The following is a 20,492-nucleotide window of genomic DNA, read 5'->3' on the forward strand; positions in this document are numbered from 1 at the left end:
ATGGGGAAAGTAAGCTTTAAGGGCTTCCGATAGCATAACCATTTCCCCAATACGCTTTATCAAAGAGGGGTAAGATAACTCCCCGCGTCACCGTTACGGTCAGTTTCAATGACAACATGCCCAAATGTATTCACGGTTATAGTATCTAAAACGGCCATAGAATGCATGTCAGGATCGTGGTAATACCGTTTTAAATAAACGTCGAGCAGAAGCAACGGTTTTAGGGCCATTCATTTGCGCTCGGTTTTTGGCGCAAAAATTTAGCATTAAAAATTCAGATTCTAATGCGTCGGTATAGGGCACTAATAGCGTCCATGCGGATCCACTATAGTTCACGGACTATCCTTCCTGTAGTGGATACAAAATGTTCTTAAGTGTTGAGCGATTCTCCCCTGTCATCCCACTCTGACCTGGGGAGGTCACATCATTAGAAGTCACCGACCACAGCGTTATCGCTTTCATCATTGTTTTAATCAATCGGTGCTTATATTGTCGTCTTTCTTAGTGCATAGTAAAGGCAGCTAGCATCAAACAACCAGCAGTTAACGGGGCTACATTACCCATGCCTTTAGGCTAAACACAAACCAAGAAAAGCCCGACACAAAAGTAGTCGGGGCTATGATTCTCAACTCGCAGCAGTCCGGCCACAAAAAAGCTCCATGCATCATCCATAATAGCGGCATTGCCCTTTGCCATATCCATCCATCGCCTTCCTAGCGGTGTCCTTTGCATCCATACTGCGACCTCAATCCGGAATCGCGCACATCACTTGTTCCTTGAGCGGTGTCCTTGCCATCATCCTGATGGTACTCCGCTAATCCTTAGGTGTGTCCATGCTCATCCCTGCAATCAACTTATCCATGTTGATTGAAAGTATCCGTACTGAGTCCTAATACTTCCTTGCTACGACAATTCCTGTTATCGATGCTTCATCCCAAAGCCGCCACTGTTCCGTAGCAATTTATCCTTGTCAGTATCCTTCCGACCCGTTCAATCTACCGCTCTGAGTATTTAAACAATGGACTCAGAGCACAAAATTCTGTGTCAGTTTTATTAAGTAGATATTAAACAAATAAAATCATATAGTTAAAGTAATATTCAGTTAAATTACCCTATTTAAAAATGATTTTTCTTACAACACATGTGAGAGATCTCTTACAAGTAAATACCTCTTTTGCTCTAAGCCATTCGTTTCACTCATATTAAAAACCTGTGCACACCTCACGAACTACCGAAGTTATTTGGGATTATGAGGCTTCACCGTTAGAATAACAGCTAGAGTTTTGGCTACGCTGGCCGCAAAATTACATCAAAGGGAACCATTATGCTCACAAAAGATATCTCCGATGAGCTTAAACAGATTTTTTCTAGTATTGAAGCGCAGGGAAAAACCCCTACGGTTGCTTTAGTAAAAGCTCGTCTTAGTAGTTCAGTGCCAATACCTGCAATTATCTCCGCTATAAAATCTTGGAAAAGCGCAGCCCGAATTCCCAAAGTCGAAATTGCGGCGCAAATAGAAAAAACGGCTGAAGAAAAAATCACCCAACTCGAGCAACAAGTCCAAGACTTAACCCAACGTGTCATCGCATTAGAAGCACAATTATCAGGAAACAAAGAATGAATATTTGGGTCGATGCAGACGCGTGTCCAAAAGTTATCCGTGACACGTTAATCCGTGCCGCAGAGCGAACAGGTATCGACTGTACGTTCGTAGCCAATCATGCAATCCCGTTACCGCAAAGACAAAACATCCACCGCCTACAAGTACAAAGTGGGTTTGATGTGGCTGATAATGAAATTGTGCAACGTTGTGAATCTGGTGATTTAATTATCACAGCTGATATTCCGTTAGCAGCGGAAGTCCTCGCCAAAGGTGCTCATGCACTTAACCCTCGAGGAGAGCTCTACACGAAAGAAACGATTGGCGCTCGTTTAAACATGCGCGATTTTATGGATACATTACGCTCGAGCGGCATTCAAACAGGGGGACCTGCAGGCCTGTCACAAACCGATCGTCGAGAATTTGCCAATCAACTCGATCGTTTTCTGGCGAAAGCCAAACGGTAATCTACAAGCTGTAAATTTAAAACAGATCGTATTTACATAAAATAGCCCTACAACGTCTTGTTGTAGGGCTATTTTTGGGCTTGTTATGGCATTAGCAAGTATTGCAAAAAGCCGATCATGAATCAGGTCTTCGAGTCGATTCATAGTCAGCAGTCATATTGGAATTAACGTTGCACTGCTTTAAAACGTGGATTCGTTTTGCAGATAACGTACATACGACCACGACGTTTTACGATTTGGCAATCTGGGTGACGATTTTTAGCACTTTTTAATGATTTTACGACTTTCATTGTGATCTCCTAAAATTTAGCTGCGCTAGCGTTGCACAGCCCAAAATTTATCTTCAACTTCAGATACACTTCGCTCTTCTGCATTCTTTACAGCGCAGCAAAAGCAGTAATTCGTCCTATCCCAAAGCGCATGCCAAATTCGCTAAATCGACATCACTATCAAAGGATAACTAAGGGATAGCACGTCACTCTTAACTAAATTGACCAAAACGTTTTTTGAATTTCGCAACACGGCCTTGTTGTTGAGCAACACGTTGTTTACCAGTGAAGAATGGGTGTGATTCAGAAGACACCTCAATAGTCACATATGGGTAAGTTTCACCTTCATACTCAATCGTTTCTTTAGTTTGTACTGTAGAACCCACAACAAAGTAATGATCAATGCTGGTATCGTGAAATACAACTTTACGGTATTCCGGATGAATGCCTTCTTTCATGGTATCCTCATCTGCGTTTCAAATTGTTATGTTATAACATATTAAGTGATAAGCATTATCAACAACTCTCAATTGATTGCAAGGGATTTATTAAAAAAATTGTGATATTTTTTCTGGCATTTCTATATTGATGATCGATCATATGTTCGAAGTACACCCCATAGCTTTCGTTGAAAGCCCTTACAAAGAGAAGTTTGCTGTTCCTCGTCAGCCGCGGTTAGTGCCAGCAGCAACCGCTCGCATCCGTTTGGTTGATGAACTTAACTGCGCAGAAGCAGTGCGTGGACTTGAACAATTTAGTCATTTATGGCTTTTATTTTTATTTGATCAAAATTTAGCTGCAGGATGGAAGCCAACCGTTCGCCCGCCTCGATTAGGTGGTAATGAAAGAATTGGAGTACTTGCCTCAAGAGCAACATTCCGCCCCAATGGCATTGGTATGTCGGCAGTCGAACTTAAAGGGGTAATAAAAGAAGGCAATCAATATTACATCGAAGTAGGCAGTGTCGATTTGGTCGACAACACCCCAATTGTCGATATCAAACCATATATTCCCTACTCGGATTCCATTCCAGAAGCCATTGGCGGTTACGCTTCACAACAGCCAAATACGATCAGTGTGGCCTGGAGTAACGAAGCAACGCTGTCTATTTTGGCTCGAACTAACGGTGTACAAGAGCAGCAAGTTATTGAACAAGTACTGGCGCAAGACCCGCGCCCCGCTTATAAGAAAAACAAACCTGACAGTAAAGAATATGCAGTAAATTTGTTCGATTTAAATGTGAAATTCACCGTTCAGGACAACTTAGTAACAGTTACTGCGATTGACCCCTTTTGACAAAAGCATTTGACTGATATTATTAGCGGCTAATAACCCATTTATCGTCGCTAGTAACACGATAAATCCCCTCAACTTTGATGAACGGATACCATAAATGCGTACCAGTAATTATCTTCTTTCTACTCTGAAGGAGACTCCAAACGACGCAGAAATCGTAAGCCACCAGCTTATGTTGCGTGCAGGTATGATCCGTAAGTTAGCTTCAGGTCTTTATACTTGGCTACCTACTGGTCTGCGCGTACTGCGTAAAGTCGAAACAATTGTTCGTGAAGAAATCGACAATGCCGGGGCAATCGAAACGTTAATGCCCGTAGTGCAGCCGTTTGAACTGTGGGAAGAAACTGGACGTTCTGAAAAGATGGGGCCAGAGCTATTACGCTTTACTGACCGTCACACTCGTCCTTTTGTACTCAGCCCAACAGCAGAAGAAGTGATCACTCACCTTGTTCGTAATGAAGTGAGTTCTTACAAACAACTTCCGCTGAACTTGTACCAAATCCAAACTAAATTCCGTGATGAACGCCGCCCACGTTTTGGTGTGATGCGTGCACGTGAATTCTGCATGATGGATGCCTACAGTTTTGATATTGACAAAGAAGGCCTACAAAAATCTTACGATGCTATGCATACCGCTTACTGTAATGCGTTCGATCGTATGGGTCTTGATTACCGTCCAGTATTAGCAGATAGCGGTGCTATCGGAGGTAATGGTTCACAAGAATTCCACGTGCTAGCAGAAAGCGGTGAAGATCTTATCGCCTTCTCAACTGAGTCAGACTACGCAGCAAACCTTGAAAAAGCAGAAGCAGTAGCTCCTGCAGCAGAAGCAGCAGCACCGACTCAAGAGATGACGCTAGTTGAAACTCCAAACGCGAAAACCATTGCAGAGTTGGTAGAACAACACGGCCTACCGATTGAAAAAACAGTGAAAACTCTGTTTGTTAAGGCATCTGACGCAATCGACGCACCGATCGTAGCGTTGATAATTCGTGGCGACCATGAATTAAATGAAATCAAAGCTGAGCACTTAGAAGAAGTCGCATCTCCGCTAGAAATGGCTGAAGAAGCAGAAATCCGCGCTCTAATCGGTGCAGGCCCAGGTTCTCTTGGCCCTGTAGGCCTAGAACTACCAGTGATTGTTGACCGCACTGTTGCAGTAATGAGCGATTTTGGCGCTGGCGCAAACATCGACGGTAAGCACTACTTCGGTATTAACTGGGGTCGCGACGTTGAGCTAGGCAAAGTAGCAGACCTACGTAACGTGGTAGAAGGTGATCCTAGCCCATGCGGTAAAGGCACACTGATGCTAAAACGTGGTATCGAAGTCGGTCACATCTTCCAGCTAGGTAAAAACTACTCTGAGAAAATGAACTGTGGCGTGCTTGGTCCTGATGGCAAAAACGTTATCCTAGAAATGGGGTGTTACGGTATCGGTGTTTCCCGTGTGGTTGCATCTGCTATCGAGCAAAATAACGATAAATACGGCATCATTTGGCCTGACGCTATCGCGCCATTCCAAGTGGCTATCGTACCAATGAACATGCACAAATCTGAGCGCGTAAAAGAAGCTGCAGAAAAACTGTATCAAGAACTGAAAGATCTTGGTGTTGATGTGCTGTTTGATGACCGTAAAGAACGTCCAGGTGTGATGTTCTCAGACATGGAATTGATTGGTGTACCTCACACTATCGTCATTGGCGATCGCAGTATGGATGAAGGTAACTTCGAATACAAAAATCGTCGCACTGGTGATAAAACACCAATCGCAATGACTGATATCGTTGAGCACATTAAAGCTCAATTGGCGTAATAATCTTTTAACGCCATACTGATAAAGGGCTGGGAGTTTCCGGCCCTTTTTTATACATATCACCTAACCCAATGGTGTCACCCTCTTCTCCACAGCTGAGCCTCTTAACATACAAACCTAACCCCCTCATTAATCCTAGGTTCAGGCTCCAATTGCTATATTACTGACATTAAATCAAACCTATTGTTTGATATAGCATGTATGGCATGAGGTGAACTATGGATTTAAAAAGTCTTCTTAATCAGGCACTCAATTCAGATCTTGTTAAACAAGGAAAGCAAAAAGCGGCTGAACTCAGTCATAAAACCGATACAAATCAATTAAAAACCTTTGGTCTAGGCGCAGCCAGTGGTGGCTTGGTTGGTGCATTACTTGGCTCAAAAAAGACCAAAAAAATGGGGAGTACTGCATTAAAAGTCGGTGGTGCGGCAGCTTTAGGCGCTCTGGCCTATAAAGTTTACAACGACTATCAAGCTAAACAAAAAATACCGAACCCAACGATTACTTTTGATGAGCACAACCCTCGACATGAGCTGATCATCCTCAAGGCTGTCATTGCTGCAGCAAAAGCCGATGGGCATATCGATGCCAGTGAACAAGAAAAAATCAATCAAGCCATGGATGAATTAGGCGCAGATGCTTCCGTACAAGCATTAGTTGAAGAAGAACTCAGTAAGCCGATTGATCCAGTAGAGATCGCTTCTTTGGCGCGTTCTCCAGCACAAGCGGCCGAAGTTTATTTAGCCTCCGTACTGGTTGCGGACGAACAAAACTTTATGGAAAAAAGTTATCTGGCAGAACTGGCGAATCAGCTTGAGTTAGATAAAGAGCTCATAACAGAACTGACCAACCAAGCTAAATCTCGCTAGGAGCGATGAAAATATCACCTAGCCATCTCAACGTGAAGGTTCTATCCTTGTCTTCACTGATGGCTCAGGTATAGTTGAGAGCAGTTATCATTTATTGATTTTTGTAAGGCGCTATCATGCAAGTTTATGATTGCTGTACATTAGTACGAGAGCTCTACGCTCAAATAGGCAGTGGTGAACAAGGCTACATTCCCAAGGCCATTGAATGTGCCGTTAGAGCACTCAATGATATAGCCGGCGATGATTCACTGCCACAACCTACCCGTGACAAAGCGGCTTTTGCCGCAGCAAACTTGCTTATTTCTGATTTTGAGGACCAGTAATGAACTTATCCAACTTTGAAAATATGGACCCAATCTTAGTGTTCAGTCTCATTAATACCAAATTACGAGATGATTTTGATGGAGACTTGGACAAACTAGCAAGCTACTACGATATTAACCGCGCTGCGTTAGAGGCAAAACTCTCCAAAGCAGGGTTTGATTTTATTCCAGAAGCTGGGCAATTTCGCTAATCTTCTGCACATAAAGAAAAGCCGCAAGTAAGCACATTTGCGGCTTTTCTATGTCAAGCTAGGTATATAATTGATTAAGAGACTTGTACATCATAGTCGGTAGCATAGCGACGCAACTTACAGTTATTCCCTTCTTTACAACCACAGCTTAGACAACGCTGAGACTCGTCGCTGACTTGAATAGGCGTAAACCCAGTTTCTACTTCATCAAAAGTGTTTAACCGTCGATTCATATCTATTTCTGGCATTTTTGCACGAAAAATTCCCTGCAACGCACGCTGATAGTTTGCTTCTTTCACTTGAGGATTATTACCTTGAGCGATGCTTTTCAAGCTTTCTTTCAAGCGTTCAACATGATCAGTACGGACTAGATTTTGGGTTCTTGGCACATTACGAGAACGGAACGAACGAGTATACAAACGTTCCATATCACCACCAAGAAACTCATCTATCCCTTGCGCGGCAGAACGAGCATCCGCGATAGCTTCTATCGCTGTTGCTGGTCCGCGGCGAAAATCACCAATACCAAAGATATTCCCTACGCCAGAGAACATATTCACTTCATCAACATTGATCGTATTCCAGCGGCTCATATTCAAATGGATATCTTCACCCTCAAGAAAACGTGTATCTGTTTGCTGTGATACCGCCGCAATCACTGTATCAAACGCTTCCGTAATGGTTTCACCTGTTGGTTCAGGTCGGCGACGACCACTGGCATCTGGCGCGCCTAGTTGCATTTTCTCCAAGACAACTTGTGTTACCCGCCCATTTTCATCCGCTATATTCTCCACGGGATTGGTGAGAAACTGGAACGTCACGCCCTCATGTTCCGCTTCATCCACTTCATAAGGTTCTGCAGGCATGGCATCACGTGTACGGCGATAAATGAGAGTCACCTCAGCACCACGACGCAATGCTGTTCTCGCACAGTCCATTGCCGTGTTACCGCCGCCGATTACTGCGACTTTCTTACCCACGTCTAACTTGCGGTCCATGACGTTATCTTTCAAAAAATCAACGCCTAAGAAACAGCCTTTTAAGTTGCTCCCCTTATAACGCATATCGCTGGCTTGTGACGCGCCAACCGCTAGACAAACCGCATCATAATCAGCACTTAAGGAAGAAAGCGTAAAATCGTCACCCAACGATTGGTTAGTGTGCAGGATAACGCCACCACGGCATAAAAGGTCAATTTCTTTATCAAGCACTGCTTTAGGTAAACGAAATTCTGGAATGCCATAACGTAACCATCCACCCGCTTTAGGCATAGATTCAAAAATATCTACGTTATAGCCTTCACGTGCTAAGAAATAGCCGCAGCTTAGTCCGCCGGGGCCGGCTCCCACAATGGCAATTCGTTTGTCTTTTAGCGCTTTGCGTTCTGGTTGATAAGTATCTTGCGTTGCGATGTCATAATCGGCGGCATAGCGTTTTAATTGTCGTATGGCGAGTGGTTGATCCACATTATTCCGTAGACACCCATGCTCGCAGAAAGCAGGACATACACGACCAATCGACATAGGCATCGGTAACGTATTTTTGATGATTTCAACCGCTTTATGAAATTCATTTTTGGCGATTAAAGAGAGATAAAGCTGCACATCCACTTTCGCTGGGCATGCTATTTGACAAGGAGGCAAACTACAAGTGATATCTGGGTTCGCGAGAATCGACTCAAGAATATGTTTGCGCCTTGCCTCTAATTGAGGGCTATTGGTTACGACAACCATACCCTCTGTAGGATGGAGTTCGCAAGCAGGAACAACACCTTGCCCCGATACTTCAACATCACATAGGCCGCAATGACCATGAATGCCTTCCGTGCCACATAGGCATGGAATCATCACACCACAATTCTGAGCCGCTTGGAGTAGCGACAGTTCCGCTTTAACTTGGTAAGGTTTTCCGTTAAGAGTAATACAGACCATAATTTCCTCTGACTAGACTGACAAAGGGGAAATACATCCGCAGTCCGTTTTATTTAAGATGGACTGTATGCGATATCCATTCGCCTCATTTTCTTTTCACCCTGACACCAAACTCTTTATGAGTGAATAAATGAAGTCTTCAGATACCCTCGTTTTTATGTAGTGGCACGCGTTCATCTCTGCTTAATGTCACCATTTAACGTTATTTTTACTGGTATTTCCCGATAATTACTGCACAGTGAGAAACTTGACTTGATTTTCTATGCAGGTAGACGCATTAATAAATAATTGCTTCATTCTTGCACAGCATTTACGGATTACTTTGACCTCGCTCAATAAACATTATCGACTCTTGTTCCCCCTTGCAGAAACAAGACCTAACTCATTGTTTTAAAACACCAAGCCCACTTTAATTTTCGATATTCCATATTGGTCTATCACCTATATATTTCATTTATATACATAACATCTCGGGAGCCTGTTAGCCACTTGCGGTAGCTGCAGAGAATGCCAATGCATCAATGACCACCAAACCAAACAGCATGCTCGATCAGGTCCTTCTCCTTCTAGGGGGAGTTAGAGGGGGTGTACAAACCGGGGACATACTTTACAAAATGATCTGGAGACTTCGTTTACATAAGTTAAAACTCATAGTTAGGAGGACTAACTATGGCTTGGAAAGAGACTTGTGTTATGGATTTAAAAATCAAATTTATATCCGACTGGCTATCTGGTAGATACACTAATACATTGTTATCAAGTAAGTATTCTATTAGTCGTCCAACTGTTGATAAATGGATTGCGCGTTATTCTCAATATGGCCCTTCTGGACTTTATGAGCGAAGTCGCCGTCCCGCTTCATCGCCTAATCAAACACCACCGGCTATATCAGACAAGTTATTGGCATTAAAAAGGTCGCATCCTCATTGGGGACCGAAAAAAATTAATGATCTCTTCAAGATAGAATACCCACGACTTCATTGCCCAGCAGATAGCACAACCGCACACATTTTTTCTCAAGCTGGTTTAGTCAAACCGAGACGGATAAAGCGTTCTGTCACTCCTTATTCTGCAAACCTGACTAAGTCGACTCAACCAAATGATGTTTGGAATATCGACTTTAAAGGGCAGTCTTTATTGGGAAACTCACAATGGTGTTATCCATTAACTATTACTGATGATTTCAGTCGATTTTTAATTGGTGTGGACGGTCTTATGAGTACAGGTTTCCAAGGCGTGCATGCGGTAATGGAAAGACACTTTCATGAATTTGGATTACCACTAGTCATTAAAAGTGATAATGGTGTTCCTTTTGCATCAAAAGCACTGGCAGGGTTAAGTTATCTTTCAATTTGGTTCATCAAATTGGGTATCACGCCAGAAAGAATCGCAGTAGGAAAACCAACACAGAACAGCAGGCATGAACGTATGCATCGTACATTAAAAGCAGAATCAATGAACCCGATGCAGCATACGTTAGAAAAGCAACAGATGAGTTTTAATCAATTTAGAGATAACTATAACTACCTGAGATCACATGAAGCTCTAGGCAGAACAAGACCTGCAGAACATTATGAATATTCACCAAGGATTTATGTTCCCAATAAGTATGAAATCAACTACGACCTTGATATAGAAATAAGAAAAGTCAGACATAGCGGGGAAATTAAATGGAAAGGTCAATTAGTGTACGTCCACTCTGCTTTAACCGGCGAATCAATTGGGCTTCGTCAGCTTAATAATGATGTCAGTGAAGTCTATTTTTCCTTCATGAAAATAGGATTATTGGATGAAAGACAGAAGAGAATTGTTCGACTAAGCTAGGGACAGGTGTAAACCATGTCCCCGGTTTAAAACGTAAACGATGTCCACTTTGTACAGGGTTACTTCAGCGATCTCTCAGAAAAATATATCTCTAAATCATCTAGTTAAAAAACACACTTCAACACTGTACTCACCTAAGCCACGGACTCGCTGTAATCCCCCTCCCCAACCCTCCCCAAAGGGAGGGAGCCAGTTCATCACTTGCTGTAACAACAACGAACACTGCAGCCCCACGACCAACCCTCCACTTGTTGTAACAGCAACGAACACCGCTGTATCAACGATCAGCAAACACAAAAAAGCCCCGCTAATTAGCGGGGCCTACTTTGTCTCTTACTTAATGAATATTGGAATTAACCAAGATTCTTACGTGCGTTTTGGAACATACGCATCCAAGCACCGTTTTCACCCCAGTTATCTGGGTGCCATGAGTTCGCGACAGTACGGAATACACGTTCTGGGTGCGGCATCATGATAGTCACACGACCATCTTGAGTCGTTAGACCTGTGATAGCGTTTGGTGAACCGTTCGGGTTGTTTGGATATTGTTGCGTTGCGTTACCGAAGTTATCCACGTAACGAACTGCTACTGTGCCTGATTGTTCAATCGCCGTTAGGTGCGCATCATCACGAACTTCTACACGACCTTCACCGTGAGAAACTGCGATAGGTAGTCGAGAACCTGCCATGCCATCGAAGAAGACAGAATCAGATTTCTGTACTTCAACAAGTGCGAAGCGAGCTTCAAAACGCTCTGATTCGTTGCGAACGAAACGAGGCCATAGGTCAGCACCTGGGATAAGATCTTTCAGGTTCGACAGCATTTGACAACCGTTACATACACCTAAAGAGAACGTATCTTCACGGTGGAAGAAGTTTTGGAACTGTTCACGCGCTTGTGCGTTAAATAGAACAGACTTCGCCCAGCCTTCGCCAGCGCCTAGTACGTCACCGTAAGAGAAGCCACCACAAGCCACAAGACCGTTGTACTCATCCAATACCGCTTTACCAGTCAGGATGTCGCTCATGTGAACGTCGACAGCATCGAAGCCAGCACGGTCGAATGCGGCTGCCATTTCAACGTGAGAGTTCACGCCTTGCTCACGCAAGATAGCCATGCGAGGTTTCGCACCAGTCGCAATGTATGGTGCAGCAATATCTTCGTTTACGTCAAAGCTTAGTGACACGTTCAGACCTGGGTCTGTGTTGTCTTTCTTCGCTGCGAATTCTTGGTCTGCACACGCTGGGTTATCGCGTAGTGCTTGCATTTTGTGCGTCGTTTCCGCCCAGATAGTACGTAGCTCTGTACGTGAACGGTCAATCACAACGTCGCTGCCAGATTTGATAACGAAGGCGTCAGTTGCTTCTACTTGGCCAATCACGTGTGAACACGCTTCTAGACCAAATTGCGCTAGAGTTGCCAATACATCATCAAGTTCAGTGTTGGCTACTTGAACCACTGCACCCAACTCTTCGTTGAATAGCGCAGCCAGTGCATCATCACCCAGTTTCGCGATATCCGCTTGGATACCACAGTGACCTGCGAACGCCATTTCAGCTAGAGTCACAAACAAGCCGCCGTCGCCTTTATCGTGGTAAGCAATCAGTTTGTCGTTGCGAACCAAGGTTTGGATAGCATTGAAGAAGCCTTTTAACTGTTCTGCGCTGTCTACGTCAGCAGGTTTGTCACCAAGTTGTTTGTAAACTTGAGCAAGCGCTGTTGCACCTAGACGGTTTTTACCGTTACCAAGGTCGATAGCGATTAGGCTGGTTTCGCCTTTGTCAGTGCGAAGTTGTGGTGTCACAGTCTTACGCACATCTTCAACACGACCAAATGCAGTAATCACAAGAGATAGCGGAGAAGTCACTTCTTTCTGTTCGCCATTCTCTTCCCACTTGGTCTTCATAGACATCGAGTCTTTACCTACAGGAATCGTTAGACCCAGTGCAGGACATAGCTCTTCACCGACTGCTTTCACTGCTTCGTACAAACCAGCATCTTCACCAGGGTGACCTGCTGGAGACATCCAGTTTGCAGAAAGCTTAATGCGTTTTAGATCGCCAATATCAGTCGCTGCCATGTTGGTTAGCGATTCAGCTACAGCTAGACGAGCAGAAGCACCGAAGTCTAGCAGAGCAACAGGAGTACGTTCACCCATTGACATCGCTTCGCCGTGGTAAGTGTCGTAACTTGCTGCAGTCACAGCACAGTTCGCCACTGGTACCTGCCAAGGGCCAACCATTTGGTCACGAGCAACCAAGCCCGTTACGCTGCGGTCACCAATGGTGATAAGGAAGGTTTTCTCAGCGACAGCAGGAAGACGAAGTACACGATCAATCGCTTCGTTGATTTCGATACCAGAACGATCAACTGCCGTACCAGTCACTTTCGCCGTCGTTGCTTCACGAGACATTTTTGGCGGCTTGCCAAGTAGAATGTCCATTGGCATGTCGATTGGTGTGTTGTCGAAGTGTGAGTCTTCTAGAGTTAGATGACGCTCCTCCGTTGCCGTACCAACGACTGCGTATGGTGCACGTTCACGTTTACAAATCGCATCGAAACGCTCCATGTTTTCTGGCGCAACAGCCAAAACATAACGTTCTTGAGATTCGTTACACCAAATTTCTAGAGGGCTCATACCCGGTTCGTCGTTTGGTACGTCACGTAGTTGGAATTTACCACCACGGCCGCCATCATCGACAAGCTCTGGTAATGCGTTAGAGATACCGCCTGCGCCCACATCGTGGATAAACGCGATAGGGTTCGCTTCACCCATCTGCCAACAACGGTCGATCACTTCCTGACAACGACGTTCCATTTCTGGGTTTTCACGTTGAACAGAAGCAAAATCCAAATCTTCAGCTGATTGGCCAGACGCCATTGAAGACGCAGCACCACCGCCAAGACCGATGTTCATTGCAGGTCCACCCAGTACGATTAGGCTAGCGCCAACTGGGATCTCTTTTTTCTGTACGTGTTCATCACGGATGTTACCCATACCACCAGCAATCATGATTGGCTTGTGGTAACCACGGATTTCGTCACCAGCGTGAGAGGTGACTTTTTCTTCGTAAGTACGGAAGTAACCCAGTAAGTTTGGACGACCAAATTCGTTGTTAAATGCCGCGCCGCCAAGAGGGCCTTCTAGCATGATGTCTAGCGCATTAACGATACGACCTGGTTTACCAAAATCGGTTTCCCAAGGTTGAACAAATTCAGGAATACGTAGGTTAGATACCGAGAAACCAACCAGACCAGCTTTCGGTTTACCACCGATACCAGTCGCGCCTTCATCACGGATTTCGCCGCCTGAACCTGTCGATGCGCCCGGCCATGGAGAGATAGCGGTTGGGTGGTTGTGCGTTTCCACTTTCATCAAGATATGCGCATCTTCATGGTGGTAACCGTATTCGTTGCTGTCTGGGTTCGGGAAGAAACGACCCACTTTAGAACCTTCCATTACTGCCGCGTTATCTTTGTATGCAGATAGCACGTAATCTGGGTGAGTTTCCATGGTGTTCTTGATCATCTTGAACAGCGACTTATCTTGCTTCACGCCATCGATAGTCCAATCTGCATTAAAGATCTTGTGACGACAGTGCTCTGAGTTTGCTTGAGCAAACATCATCAGTTCAATGTCGTTCGGGTTACGACCAAGCTTAGTGAAGTTCTCAACTAGGTAGTCAATTTCGTCTTCTGCAAGAGCAAGACCAAGGGAAACGTTTGCTTCTTCAAGCGCAACACGACCACCATTTAAAATATCAACTGGAGTCAATGGTGCTGGTTCTGCGTGGCTAAATAAAGCTTCTGCGGCTTCAAGTTCAGTAAACACCACTTCCATCATACGATCGTGGATAAGCGCTTTAACCGCTTGAACTTGTTCGTTAGTCAGAGGTTGCTCTGATTGAATATAGTAAGCCGTACCGCGTTCTAAACGTAATACAGCATCTAGACCACAGTTGTGTGCAATATCTGTTGATTTAGAAGACCAAGGAGAAATAGTGCCTGGACGAGGAGTCACAAGAAGTAGCTGACCTTGAGACTCGTGTTCTTGAATTGTTGGGCCGTAAGTTAACAGCTTTTCAAGCTTTTCAATTTCCTGACTGTTCAGTTCAGTGCTAAGGTCAGCAAAGTGCATAAACTCAGCATAGATATCTGTCACAGGTAGGTTTTGTTCACGGCAAGTCTCAAGCAATTTTTGAACTCGAAACTCTGAAAGAGCTGGGGAACCACGCAAAATTCTCATGTGCTTAGGTCTCTATTAACTAGTGAATGAGATAGAAATTGGAATAAATTTAATTTAAACAGTAAGTTAAAGATTAAAAACTAAACATATACCAATTTCATCTCTGCTATGCGTGCGCATTATAGAGGATTTTTTTTTGTGACGTAACACCAAAAGCAACCGTTTGCGTCATTTTTTTTATGAATTTTGAAATTTGCCCGTTTTGACGACAAATCGTACACCCTTTCACCAATCCACAAAGAATGCACAAAAATAGGAGGGGTCTCTATCCCTTTAAGTCATTAAAAAAACTGACTAATTAGAGGTATTTTAAATCGGTGGTGCGTGATCTTACATCATATTTAACGCGACAATATGACAAAAACTCTGCGTTAATGGGTATACTTACCGAACACAACATACATGGCGTATTGGTGTGTCAGAACTTTGCCAAAAGAGCCGCCTTTGATATAAAGGCCACAATAGCAGTAAAGAGATACCGAATTAATGACAAAGCTTTCTTCCGATACACTGAGCCGCACCCTGCTTCTCATTTTCATCACCCTTTTGTTAGCAGGTTGCCAGATCGACTCAGATCCGAAAAGCGAACTCGACCAAATTCGTGAGCGTGGCGTTTTACGAGTGGGAACACTTAACAACCAACTCTCCTACTATATTGGTACAGATGGTCCAGCCGGGTTAGATTACGAGCTTACCCGTGAATTCGCACGTGAATTAGGTGTGAAATTAGAAATAAAACCAGCCTATCGCCTTTCTAGTTTGTTCCCCGCATTAAAAAACGGCGAAATCGACATCATCGCGGCGGGATTAAGCCAATCGCCCGAGCGCGTTAACGAATTTCGAGCAGGCCCAGCTTACTACTATGTGTCGCAGCAATTGGTGTATCAAAAAAATCAGTGGCGACCACGAACGATTGAGCAATTGATCGATCACCAAGACGAATTAGACAAAGAAACCGATGGTAAGCCTATTTTAAGTGTCGTTGAGGATTCTCATTTTGAGAGCACCTTATCGATGCTCAAACACACCTATCCCAATTTTCGCTTTAATGTCGATAAGAACTCAGACATTAATGATCTTCTTAAGCAAGTCTCCCAAGGTGACCTAATGTTCACCATGGCCGACTCGGTACAGGTCTCTCTCGCGCAACGTGTTTATCCCGATCTGGCCGTTGCCTTTGAAATGACAGAAGACCAACCTATCTCTTGGTTTATGCGTAAATCTGATGACGAAAGCCTTTACGCATTGATGATCGAGTTTTTCGGCAACTTAAAGCAGTCGGGGTATCTTGCCTCTTTGGAAGAAAAATATATTGGCCATATCGGTACGTTCGATTACGTGGATACGCGAGCATTTATTCGCGCCTTAGATACACGCCTGCTGAAGTGGGCTCCACTATTTCAAAAATATTCCGGAGAATTTGATTGGCGTTTAATCGCGGCAGTTGCCTACCAAGAATCACATTGGAACCCGCGAGCAAAATCACCAACAGGCGTACGCGGTATGATGATGCTAACCCTACCAACAGCACGCAGCGTGGGTGTTGTTAATCGCTTAAATCCAGAACAATCGGTGCGAGGTGGCGTATCCTATTTGCATCGGATGGTCAGTCGAATCCCAGATACGATTCCTGAACACGAAAAAATTTGGTTTGCGCTAGCTTCATACAATGTTGGTTACGGCCATATGATGGATGCTCGCCGCCTCACCAAACTACAAGGTGGCGATCCTAACTCATGGACAGACGTAAAAGACCGCTTACCTCAATTGCGCCAAAAACGCTATTTCCGTGAGACACAATACGGTTACGCACGGGGTGATGAAGCACTTGTCTATGTGGAGAATATTCGCCGTTATTACCAAAGTATTATTGGTCATTTGGAACAGAAACAGATTCTTCCGACCGATGCGAGCACTGATGATTTAACGGTCATTTCCGTTGCCCCGATTACTGATGATGAAACAGTGCTAGGTGACGACCAAACGGATCAAAATGATACTCAACAAGATGAAGATGTGACCACATCCGAAAAAGCCCAATAAAAACCAGAGTTGTCACATAATTATCACTTGATCTTTAGCAATAAAAGCCATACAAAGGTATTGAGCTCGCAAGAAATTGCCCCCATATAGGACATAGCTTGCGAGCCTTTTTGTATCGATATCTATAACTTTGATACATATTCATTATTAACAGATAGCAATATAAACAGATAATAATAAGCCAGTTCAGAATCTCTTCTTTTTGAACATTTCGGAAGCACGACAGATTACGCGCCTCAAGATGGAATACCATTATTTGAGCAACGACGTAGTGCGTGTAAGGAATGAACAAATCTGACTTAGTATTCATCACTGATAATACGGCAAACATCAGCCCACACGAGATGTAACGCGTGGGTGCCATACCAGAAAAGAACGGTAACCGTATCACTGATAAATCTGTCTTAGGGAGTATCGCAAGTAAAAGTGCAAAAAGGCGCGTTCAACCCTAAAGGATAGATAAACAACAGCTGGTACACCGATGAATGTTGTACAGAAAGACACTAGGCCAGTGGGAGGTCTGAAACGATAGAGTTTTATATCTGTGCTTAAACATAGGAGGTTGTTATATGCTTAAACGTAGACAACAATCAAAACTCTTTAAAAAAGCCGTATCAGCCAATCGTCGTCGTCGCATGTTAGCGAACAATAAGAAAAAAGTGATTGCTCGTCATAGAGCGTTCGTACAATTTGTCTGCTGATACTTATAGACCCGCAAACATCTACCTTTGAGTAGATGTTTGCTCACTACCCTTCTTTTTCATTACCTTGTTTATTTTCCTGTTCTACTAAACGCAATTTCTCTGCCTGTCTTTTCGCTTTAATCTCTTTACGACGACGTTTAAAGAACTGTTGTAATTGTGCTCGACACTCTTCTTCTAATAACCCAGACTCAATAGTGGCGTAATGGTAAGAGGCTTGACTATCAAATAGGTTAAGCACCGTTCCAGCTGCACCCGCTTTTAGATCAGGCGCGCCATACACAATACGTTTAACCCGGCTATGCAACAGAGCCCCTGCACACATCGGGCAAGGCTCAAGCGTGACATAGAGCGTCGTATCCAACAGACGATAATTTTGCAAGGCTTGTCCCGCGGCGCGAATGACCTGAATTTCTGCATGTCCAGATGCATCATGACTGCCTACAGACTGGTTTCGTCCTTCAGCGATAATGTTACCATCTTTGACCAACACAGCCCCCACCGGCACTTCTCCCTCCAGTTCCGCTTGATGAGCTAGCTCCATGGCTCGGCGCATAAAAGCGACATCTTGTTGTGAAAATGGGCTAACATCTTGTGTCATAGTGGTCTCTCTTCATTTGGGAGCGCGATTATACCGATTCCCCAACATTTTAACCAAACCGTTTTCATTCTGGTTTCTTGCGCTTAAGCATCGGTTAAATGCTCAGCTAAATAATCGAGCATTAAGCGAATCTTAGGAGATAATAACCGATTCTCGGGATATAACGCCCACACTCCTTCCCGGTCATCTTTTAAATTACTGAGCACCTCTTGTAAACGCCCGCTTTGTAAGTAGTCACTTACATAATAATCGGGCAATTGGGCTAACCCCATGCCTTTAAGAGTGGCATCAAGCAACACGTAGCCGCTATTACAGTTAACTCGCCCACTGACTTTCAGATTTCGTGGATAACCATTCACCTTAAACCGCCAATGATCGTAAGTGCCCACTAAGCACTGATGATAATTCAGCTCAGATAAAGTATGAGGAGTACCGCTGTGCGCTAAATATTCTGGAGTAGCACAGACATATAACTGGCGATTACATAACTTACGTGCAATAAAGCTAGAATCCTCGAGTTGACCAAGGCGTATTGCCACATCAACTCCCTGCTCAATTAAATCGAGCTTTTTATTGGTGAGAATCAGTTCAAGTTGTAACTCGGGATAACTCAAAAGAAAGTCATGCAAAATTGGGGCGACTTTACGTTCACCATAGGTGACCGGAGCGGTCACTTTAATTTTTCCTTTCGGCGTTGCTTGCATTTGCGTGACTGCAAATTCTGCTTGTGCCAACCCTTCAACCAATGAGCGACACTGCAAATAATATAACTGCCCAGCTTCACTCAAAGAGACTTTGCGGGTTGTTCTTTGCAACAGCTTAACCCCCAGCCTTTGCTCTAATGCATTCACACGCCGACTAACATTCGCCACAGACGTCGATAATCGATTTGCTGCCTGAGTAAAACTCCCAGTATCAGCCACAGTGACAAACTCATTTACCCCTTCCCAACTTGCCATAATCCCATTCATTATTACTAATATGTAAAAGTTATTCTCATTTTGCCCTAATTATCATTCAAATTGGAATAACTATACTGATATCTATCCAAAGTAAGATGCATTCGTCGCATCACGTCACATTATATCAATGAGGGATTACACCATGTCTGAGGATAAATTCATTAAATCACGAGCGGCCGTCGCTTGGGGGCCAAACCAGCCACTCAAAATTGAAGAAGTCGACGTAATGCTGCCGCGCAAAGGCGAAGTATTAGTAAAAATCATTGCTACCGGCGTATGTCACACCGATGCATTTACTTTATCTGGTGATGATCCTGAAGGCGTATTCCCAGCGATCCTTGGTCATGAAGGTGGCGGTATTGTTGAAATGGTCGGTGAAGGCGTGACTAGCGTCGAAGTAGGCGATCACGTAATCCCACTTTACACCGCAGAATGTGGTGAATGTAAATTCTGTAAATCAGGCAAAACCAACCTTTGTTCTGCAGTGCGCGAAACTCAAGGTAAAGGCCTAATGCCAGATGGAACAACTCGTTTTTATAAAGATGGTGAGCCTATTTTCCACTATATGGGCTGTTCAACATTTTCTGAATACACCGTTCTACCTGAAATTTCACTCGCTAAAGTAAACAAAGCTGCACCACTTGAAGAAGTGTGTCTGCTTGGCTGTGGTGTAACAACAGGTATGGGTGCGGTGCTAAACACAGCAAAAGTTCAAAAAGGTGATACAGTCGCTATCTTCGGTCTTGGCGGCATCGGTCTTTCTGCCATCATCGGTGCAAAAATGGCTGGCGCAAGCCGCATCATCGGTATCGATATCAATGAAAGCAAATTTGAACTAGCGAAAAAGCTAGGCGCAACCGACTGCATCAACTCTAAAAACTACGATAAACCAATCCAAGAGGTAATCGTTGAAATGACTGATGGGGGTGTAGATTTCTCCTTTGAATGTATCGGTAACGTTAACGTGATGCGTTCTGCTCTTGAGTGCTGTCACAAAGGCTGGGGGGAATCCGTTGTCATTGGTGTCGCTGGCGCAGGCCAAGAGATCTCAACTCGCCCATTCCAATTGGTAACGGGTCGGGTATGGCGCGGTAGTGCATTTGGTGGCGTGAAAGGTCGTTCACAACTACCAGGAATCGTAGACCAATACCTAAACGGTGAATTTGGTCTGCAAGAATTCATCACTCACACCATGAGCCTTGATGAAATTAACGATGCCTTTGACCTAATGCACAAAGGCGAAAGTATTCGCTCAGTGATCCACTTAGTAGAACAGCAATAAAGCTTAAGCCATACCGTCAATGCGGTATGGCTAATTTGCTTACCGCTCAACTTCAGCAACGAATAGGATTGGA

The 20,492-nt window shown here is 44.1% G+C and carries 17 protein-coding genes and 1 pseudogene; 11 read left to right on the plus strand and 7 right to left on the minus strand.

Annotation, left to right across the window (positions count from 1 at the left end):
* A pseudogene (locus tag I1A42_RS24615) lies at positions 1 to 336 on the minus strand (GNAT family N-acetyltransferase); the annotation flags it as partial.
* A 988-nt stretch (positions 337 to 1,324) separates the two neighbouring features.
* Here I1A42_RS24615 and I1A42_RS00005 point away from each other — a divergent pair.
* Entirely contained in the window at positions 1,325 to 1,621 is a 297-nt protein-coding gene (locus tag I1A42_RS00005; RefSeq protein ID WP_196122140.1) for a hypothetical protein, read from the plus strand.
* The gene (locus tag I1A42_RS00010) at positions 1,618 to 2,067 is read left to right on the plus strand and encodes a YaiI/YqxD family protein (RefSeq protein ID WP_161154990.1); all 450 of its coding nucleotides are present in this window, start codon (positions 1,618 to 1,620) and stop codon (positions 2,065 to 2,067) included. Before I1A42_RS00005 ends, I1A42_RS00010 begins: the two co-directional genes overlap by 4 nt.
* Before the next feature lie 164 nt (positions 2,068 to 2,231).
* On the opposite strand, the gene ykgO is transcribed toward I1A42_RS00010, so the two are convergent.
* Both ykgO and I1A42_RS00020 read right to left on the minus strand, forming a co-directional pair.
* Positions 2,232 to 2,357, minus strand: a complete 126-nt coding sequence (gene ykgO, locus I1A42_RS00015) for a type B 50S ribosomal protein L36 (RefSeq protein WP_161154989.1) — start codon at positions 2,355 to 2,357, stop codon at positions 2,232 to 2,234.
* Positions 2,358 to 2,548: 191 nt separating this feature from the next.
* Positions 2,549 to 2,794: a type B 50S ribosomal protein L31 gene (locus tag I1A42_RS00020; RefSeq protein WP_161154988.1), complete on the minus strand. Its 246-nt coding sequence runs from the start codon at positions 2,792 to 2,794 to the stop codon at positions 2,549 to 2,551.
* Between the two features lie 142 nt (positions 2,795 to 2,936).
* On the opposite strand from I1A42_RS00020, the gene tsaA reads away from it, so the two are divergent.
* The 5 genes from tsaA (at position 2,937) to I1A42_RS00045 (ending at position 6,828) form a co-directional block, all read left to right on the plus strand.
* A complete protein-coding gene (gene tsaA / locus I1A42_RS00025; protein ID WP_196122153.1) occupies positions 2,937 to 3,632 on the plus strand; it encodes a tRNA (N6-threonylcarbamoyladenosine(37)-N6)-methyltransferase TrmO in 696 nt (231 codons plus the stop codon).
* 97 nt (positions 3,633 to 3,729) lie between these two features.
* Positions 3,730 to 5,445: a proline--tRNA ligase gene (locus I1A42_RS00030; RefSeq protein WP_196122155.1), complete on the plus strand. Its 1,716-nt coding sequence runs from the start codon at positions 3,730 to 3,732 to the stop codon at positions 5,443 to 5,445.
* Between the two features lie 218 nt (positions 5,446 to 5,663).
* Positions 5,664 to 6,314 (plus strand): tellurite resistance TerB family protein, encoded by a 651-nt coding sequence (locus tag I1A42_RS00035; protein ID WP_161154978.1) that lies wholly within the window; start codon positions 5,664 to 5,666, stop codon positions 6,312 to 6,314.
* 116 nt (positions 6,315 to 6,430) lie between these two features.
* Positions 6,431 to 6,637: a YaeP family protein gene (locus I1A42_RS00040; RefSeq protein ID WP_161154976.1), complete on the plus strand. Its 207-nt coding sequence runs from the start codon at positions 6,431 to 6,433 to the stop codon at positions 6,635 to 6,637.
* Complete coding sequence (locus I1A42_RS00045; RefSeq protein ID WP_161154974.1) at positions 6,637 to 6,828, plus strand: DUF4250 domain-containing protein; 192 nt, start codon at positions 6,637 to 6,639, stop codon at positions 6,826 to 6,828. Before I1A42_RS00040 ends, I1A42_RS00045 begins: the two co-directional genes overlap by 1 nt.
* A gap of 74 nt (positions 6,829 to 6,902) precedes the next feature.
* Here the strand turns inward: I1A42_RS00045 and I1A42_RS00050 are convergent, their stop codons facing one another.
* Positions 6,903 to 8,759 carry an FAD-dependent oxidoreductase gene (locus tag I1A42_RS00050; RefSeq protein WP_196122157.1) on the minus strand — a complete coding sequence of 619 codons (1,857 nt, stop codon included), beginning with the start codon at positions 8,757 to 8,759 and terminating at the stop codon, positions 6,903 to 6,905.
* Between the two features lie 669 nt (positions 8,760 to 9,428).
* Here I1A42_RS00050 and I1A42_RS00055 point away from each other — a divergent pair.
* Positions 9,429 to 10,583: an integrase core domain-containing protein gene (locus I1A42_RS00055; RefSeq protein ID WP_196122159.1), complete on the plus strand. Its 1,155-nt coding sequence runs from the start codon at positions 9,429 to 9,431 to the stop codon at positions 10,581 to 10,583.
* Positions 10,584 to 10,936: 353 nt separating this feature from the next.
* On the opposite strand, the gene purL is transcribed toward I1A42_RS00055, so the two are convergent.
* Positions 10,937 to 14,830, minus strand: coding sequence for a phosphoribosylformylglycinamidine synthase (purL, locus tag I1A42_RS00060; protein WP_196122161.1), 3,894 nt, complete (start codon positions 14,828 to 14,830; stop codon positions 10,937 to 10,939).
* 486 nt (positions 14,831 to 15,316) lie between these two features.
* On the opposite strand from purL, the gene mltF reads away from it, so the two are divergent.
* Complete coding sequence (gene mltF, locus I1A42_RS00065) at positions 15,317 to 16,873, plus strand: membrane-bound lytic murein transglycosylase MltF (RefSeq protein ID WP_196122163.1); 1,557 nt, start codon at positions 15,317 to 15,319, stop codon at positions 16,871 to 16,873.
* 569 nt (positions 16,874 to 17,442) lie between these two features.
* Complete coding sequence (locus I1A42_RS24955) at positions 17,443 to 17,574, plus strand: hypothetical protein (RefSeq protein ID WP_268982039.1); 132 nt, start codon at positions 17,443 to 17,445, stop codon at positions 17,572 to 17,574.
* Between the two features lie 46 nt (positions 17,575 to 17,620).
* On the opposite strand, the gene tadA is transcribed toward I1A42_RS24955, so the two are convergent.
* Together tadA and I1A42_RS00075 are read right to left on the minus strand one after the other, a co-directional pair.
* Positions 17,621 to 18,175, minus strand: a complete 555-nt coding sequence (gene tadA, locus I1A42_RS00070) for a tRNA adenosine(34) deaminase TadA (RefSeq protein WP_196122165.1) — start codon at positions 18,173 to 18,175, stop codon at positions 17,621 to 17,623.
* Positions 18,176 to 18,258: 83 nt separating this feature from the next.
* A complete protein-coding gene (locus tag I1A42_RS00075; RefSeq protein ID WP_161157300.1) occupies positions 18,259 to 19,134 on the minus strand; it encodes a LysR family transcriptional regulator in 876 nt (291 codons plus the stop codon).
* Between the two features lie 145 nt (positions 19,135 to 19,279).
* On the opposite strand from I1A42_RS00075, the gene I1A42_RS00080 reads away from it, so the two are divergent.
* On the plus strand, positions 19,280 to 20,419 hold the full coding sequence (locus I1A42_RS00080; RefSeq protein WP_161157301.1) for an S-(hydroxymethyl)glutathione dehydrogenase/class III alcohol dehydrogenase: 1,140 nt from the start codon (positions 19,280 to 19,282) through the stop codon (positions 20,417 to 20,419).
* Positions 20,420 to 20,492 lie beyond the last annotated feature (73 nt).

Origin of the sequence: Vibrio nitrifigilis, assembly GCF_015686695.1 — a bacterium.
Lineage (GTDB): Bacteria > Pseudomonadota > Gammaproteobacteria > Enterobacterales > Vibrionaceae > Vibrio > Vibrio nitrifigilis.

What these genes read in the sequence shown, in the direction of transcription:
- I1A42_RS00005 (WP_196122140.1), top strand. Translation starts at nt 1,325, where the DNA reads ATGCTCACAAAAGATATCTCCGATGAGCTTAAACAGATTTTTTCTAGT.
- I1A42_RS00010 (WP_161154990.1), top strand. Translation starts at nt 1,618, where the DNA reads ATGAATATTTGGGTCGATGCAGACGCGTGTCCAAAAGTTATCCGTGAC.
- ykgO (WP_161154989.1), bottom strand. Translation starts at nt 2,357, where the DNA reads ATGAAAGTCGTAAAATCATTAAAAAGTGCTAAAAATCGTCACCCAGAT.
- I1A42_RS00020 (WP_161154988.1), bottom strand. Translation starts at nt 2,794, where the DNA reads ATGAAAGAAGGCATTCATCCGGAATACCGTAAAGTTGTATTTCACGAT.
- tsaA (WP_196122153.1), top strand. Translation starts at nt 2,937, where the DNA reads ATGTTCGAAGTACACCCCATAGCTTTCGTTGAAAGCCCTTACAAAGAG.
- I1A42_RS00030 (WP_196122155.1), top strand. Translation starts at nt 3,730, where the DNA reads ATGCGTACCAGTAATTATCTTCTTTCTACTCTGAAGGAGACTCCAAAC.
- I1A42_RS00035 (WP_161154978.1), top strand. Translation starts at nt 5,664, where the DNA reads ATGGATTTAAAAAGTCTTCTTAATCAGGCACTCAATTCAGATCTTGTT.
- I1A42_RS00040 (WP_161154976.1), top strand. Translation starts at nt 6,431, where the DNA reads ATGCAAGTTTATGATTGCTGTACATTAGTACGAGAGCTCTACGCTCAA.
- I1A42_RS00045 (WP_161154974.1), top strand. Translation starts at nt 6,637, where the DNA reads ATGAACTTATCCAACTTTGAAAATATGGACCCAATCTTAGTGTTCAGT.
- I1A42_RS00050 (WP_196122157.1), bottom strand. Translation starts at nt 8,759, where the DNA reads ATGGTCTGTATTACTCTTAACGGAAAACCTTACCAAGTTAAAGCGGAA.
- I1A42_RS00055 (WP_196122159.1), top strand. Translation starts at nt 9,429, where the DNA reads ATGGCTTGGAAAGAGACTTGTGTTATGGATTTAAAAATCAAATTTATA.
- purL (WP_196122161.1), bottom strand. Translation starts at nt 14,830, where the DNA reads ATGAGAATTTTGCGTGGTTCCCCAGCTCTTTCAGAGTTTCGAGTTCAA.
- mltF (WP_196122163.1), top strand. Translation starts at nt 15,317, where the DNA reads ATGACAAAGCTTTCTTCCGATACACTGAGCCGCACCCTGCTTCTCATT.
- I1A42_RS24955 (WP_268982039.1), top strand. Translation starts at nt 17,443, where the DNA reads ATGCTTAAACGTAGACAACAATCAAAACTCTTTAAAAAAGCCGTATCA.
- tadA (WP_196122165.1), bottom strand. Translation starts at nt 18,175, where the DNA reads ATGACACAAGATGTTAGCCCATTTTCACAACAAGATGTCGCTTTTATG.
- I1A42_RS00075 (WP_161157300.1), bottom strand. Translation starts at nt 19,134, where the DNA reads ATGGCAAGTTGGGAAGGGGTAAATGAGTTTGTCACTGTGGCTGATACT.
- I1A42_RS00080 (WP_161157301.1), top strand. Translation starts at nt 19,280, where the DNA reads ATGTCTGAGGATAAATTCATTAAATCACGAGCGGCCGTCGCTTGGGGG.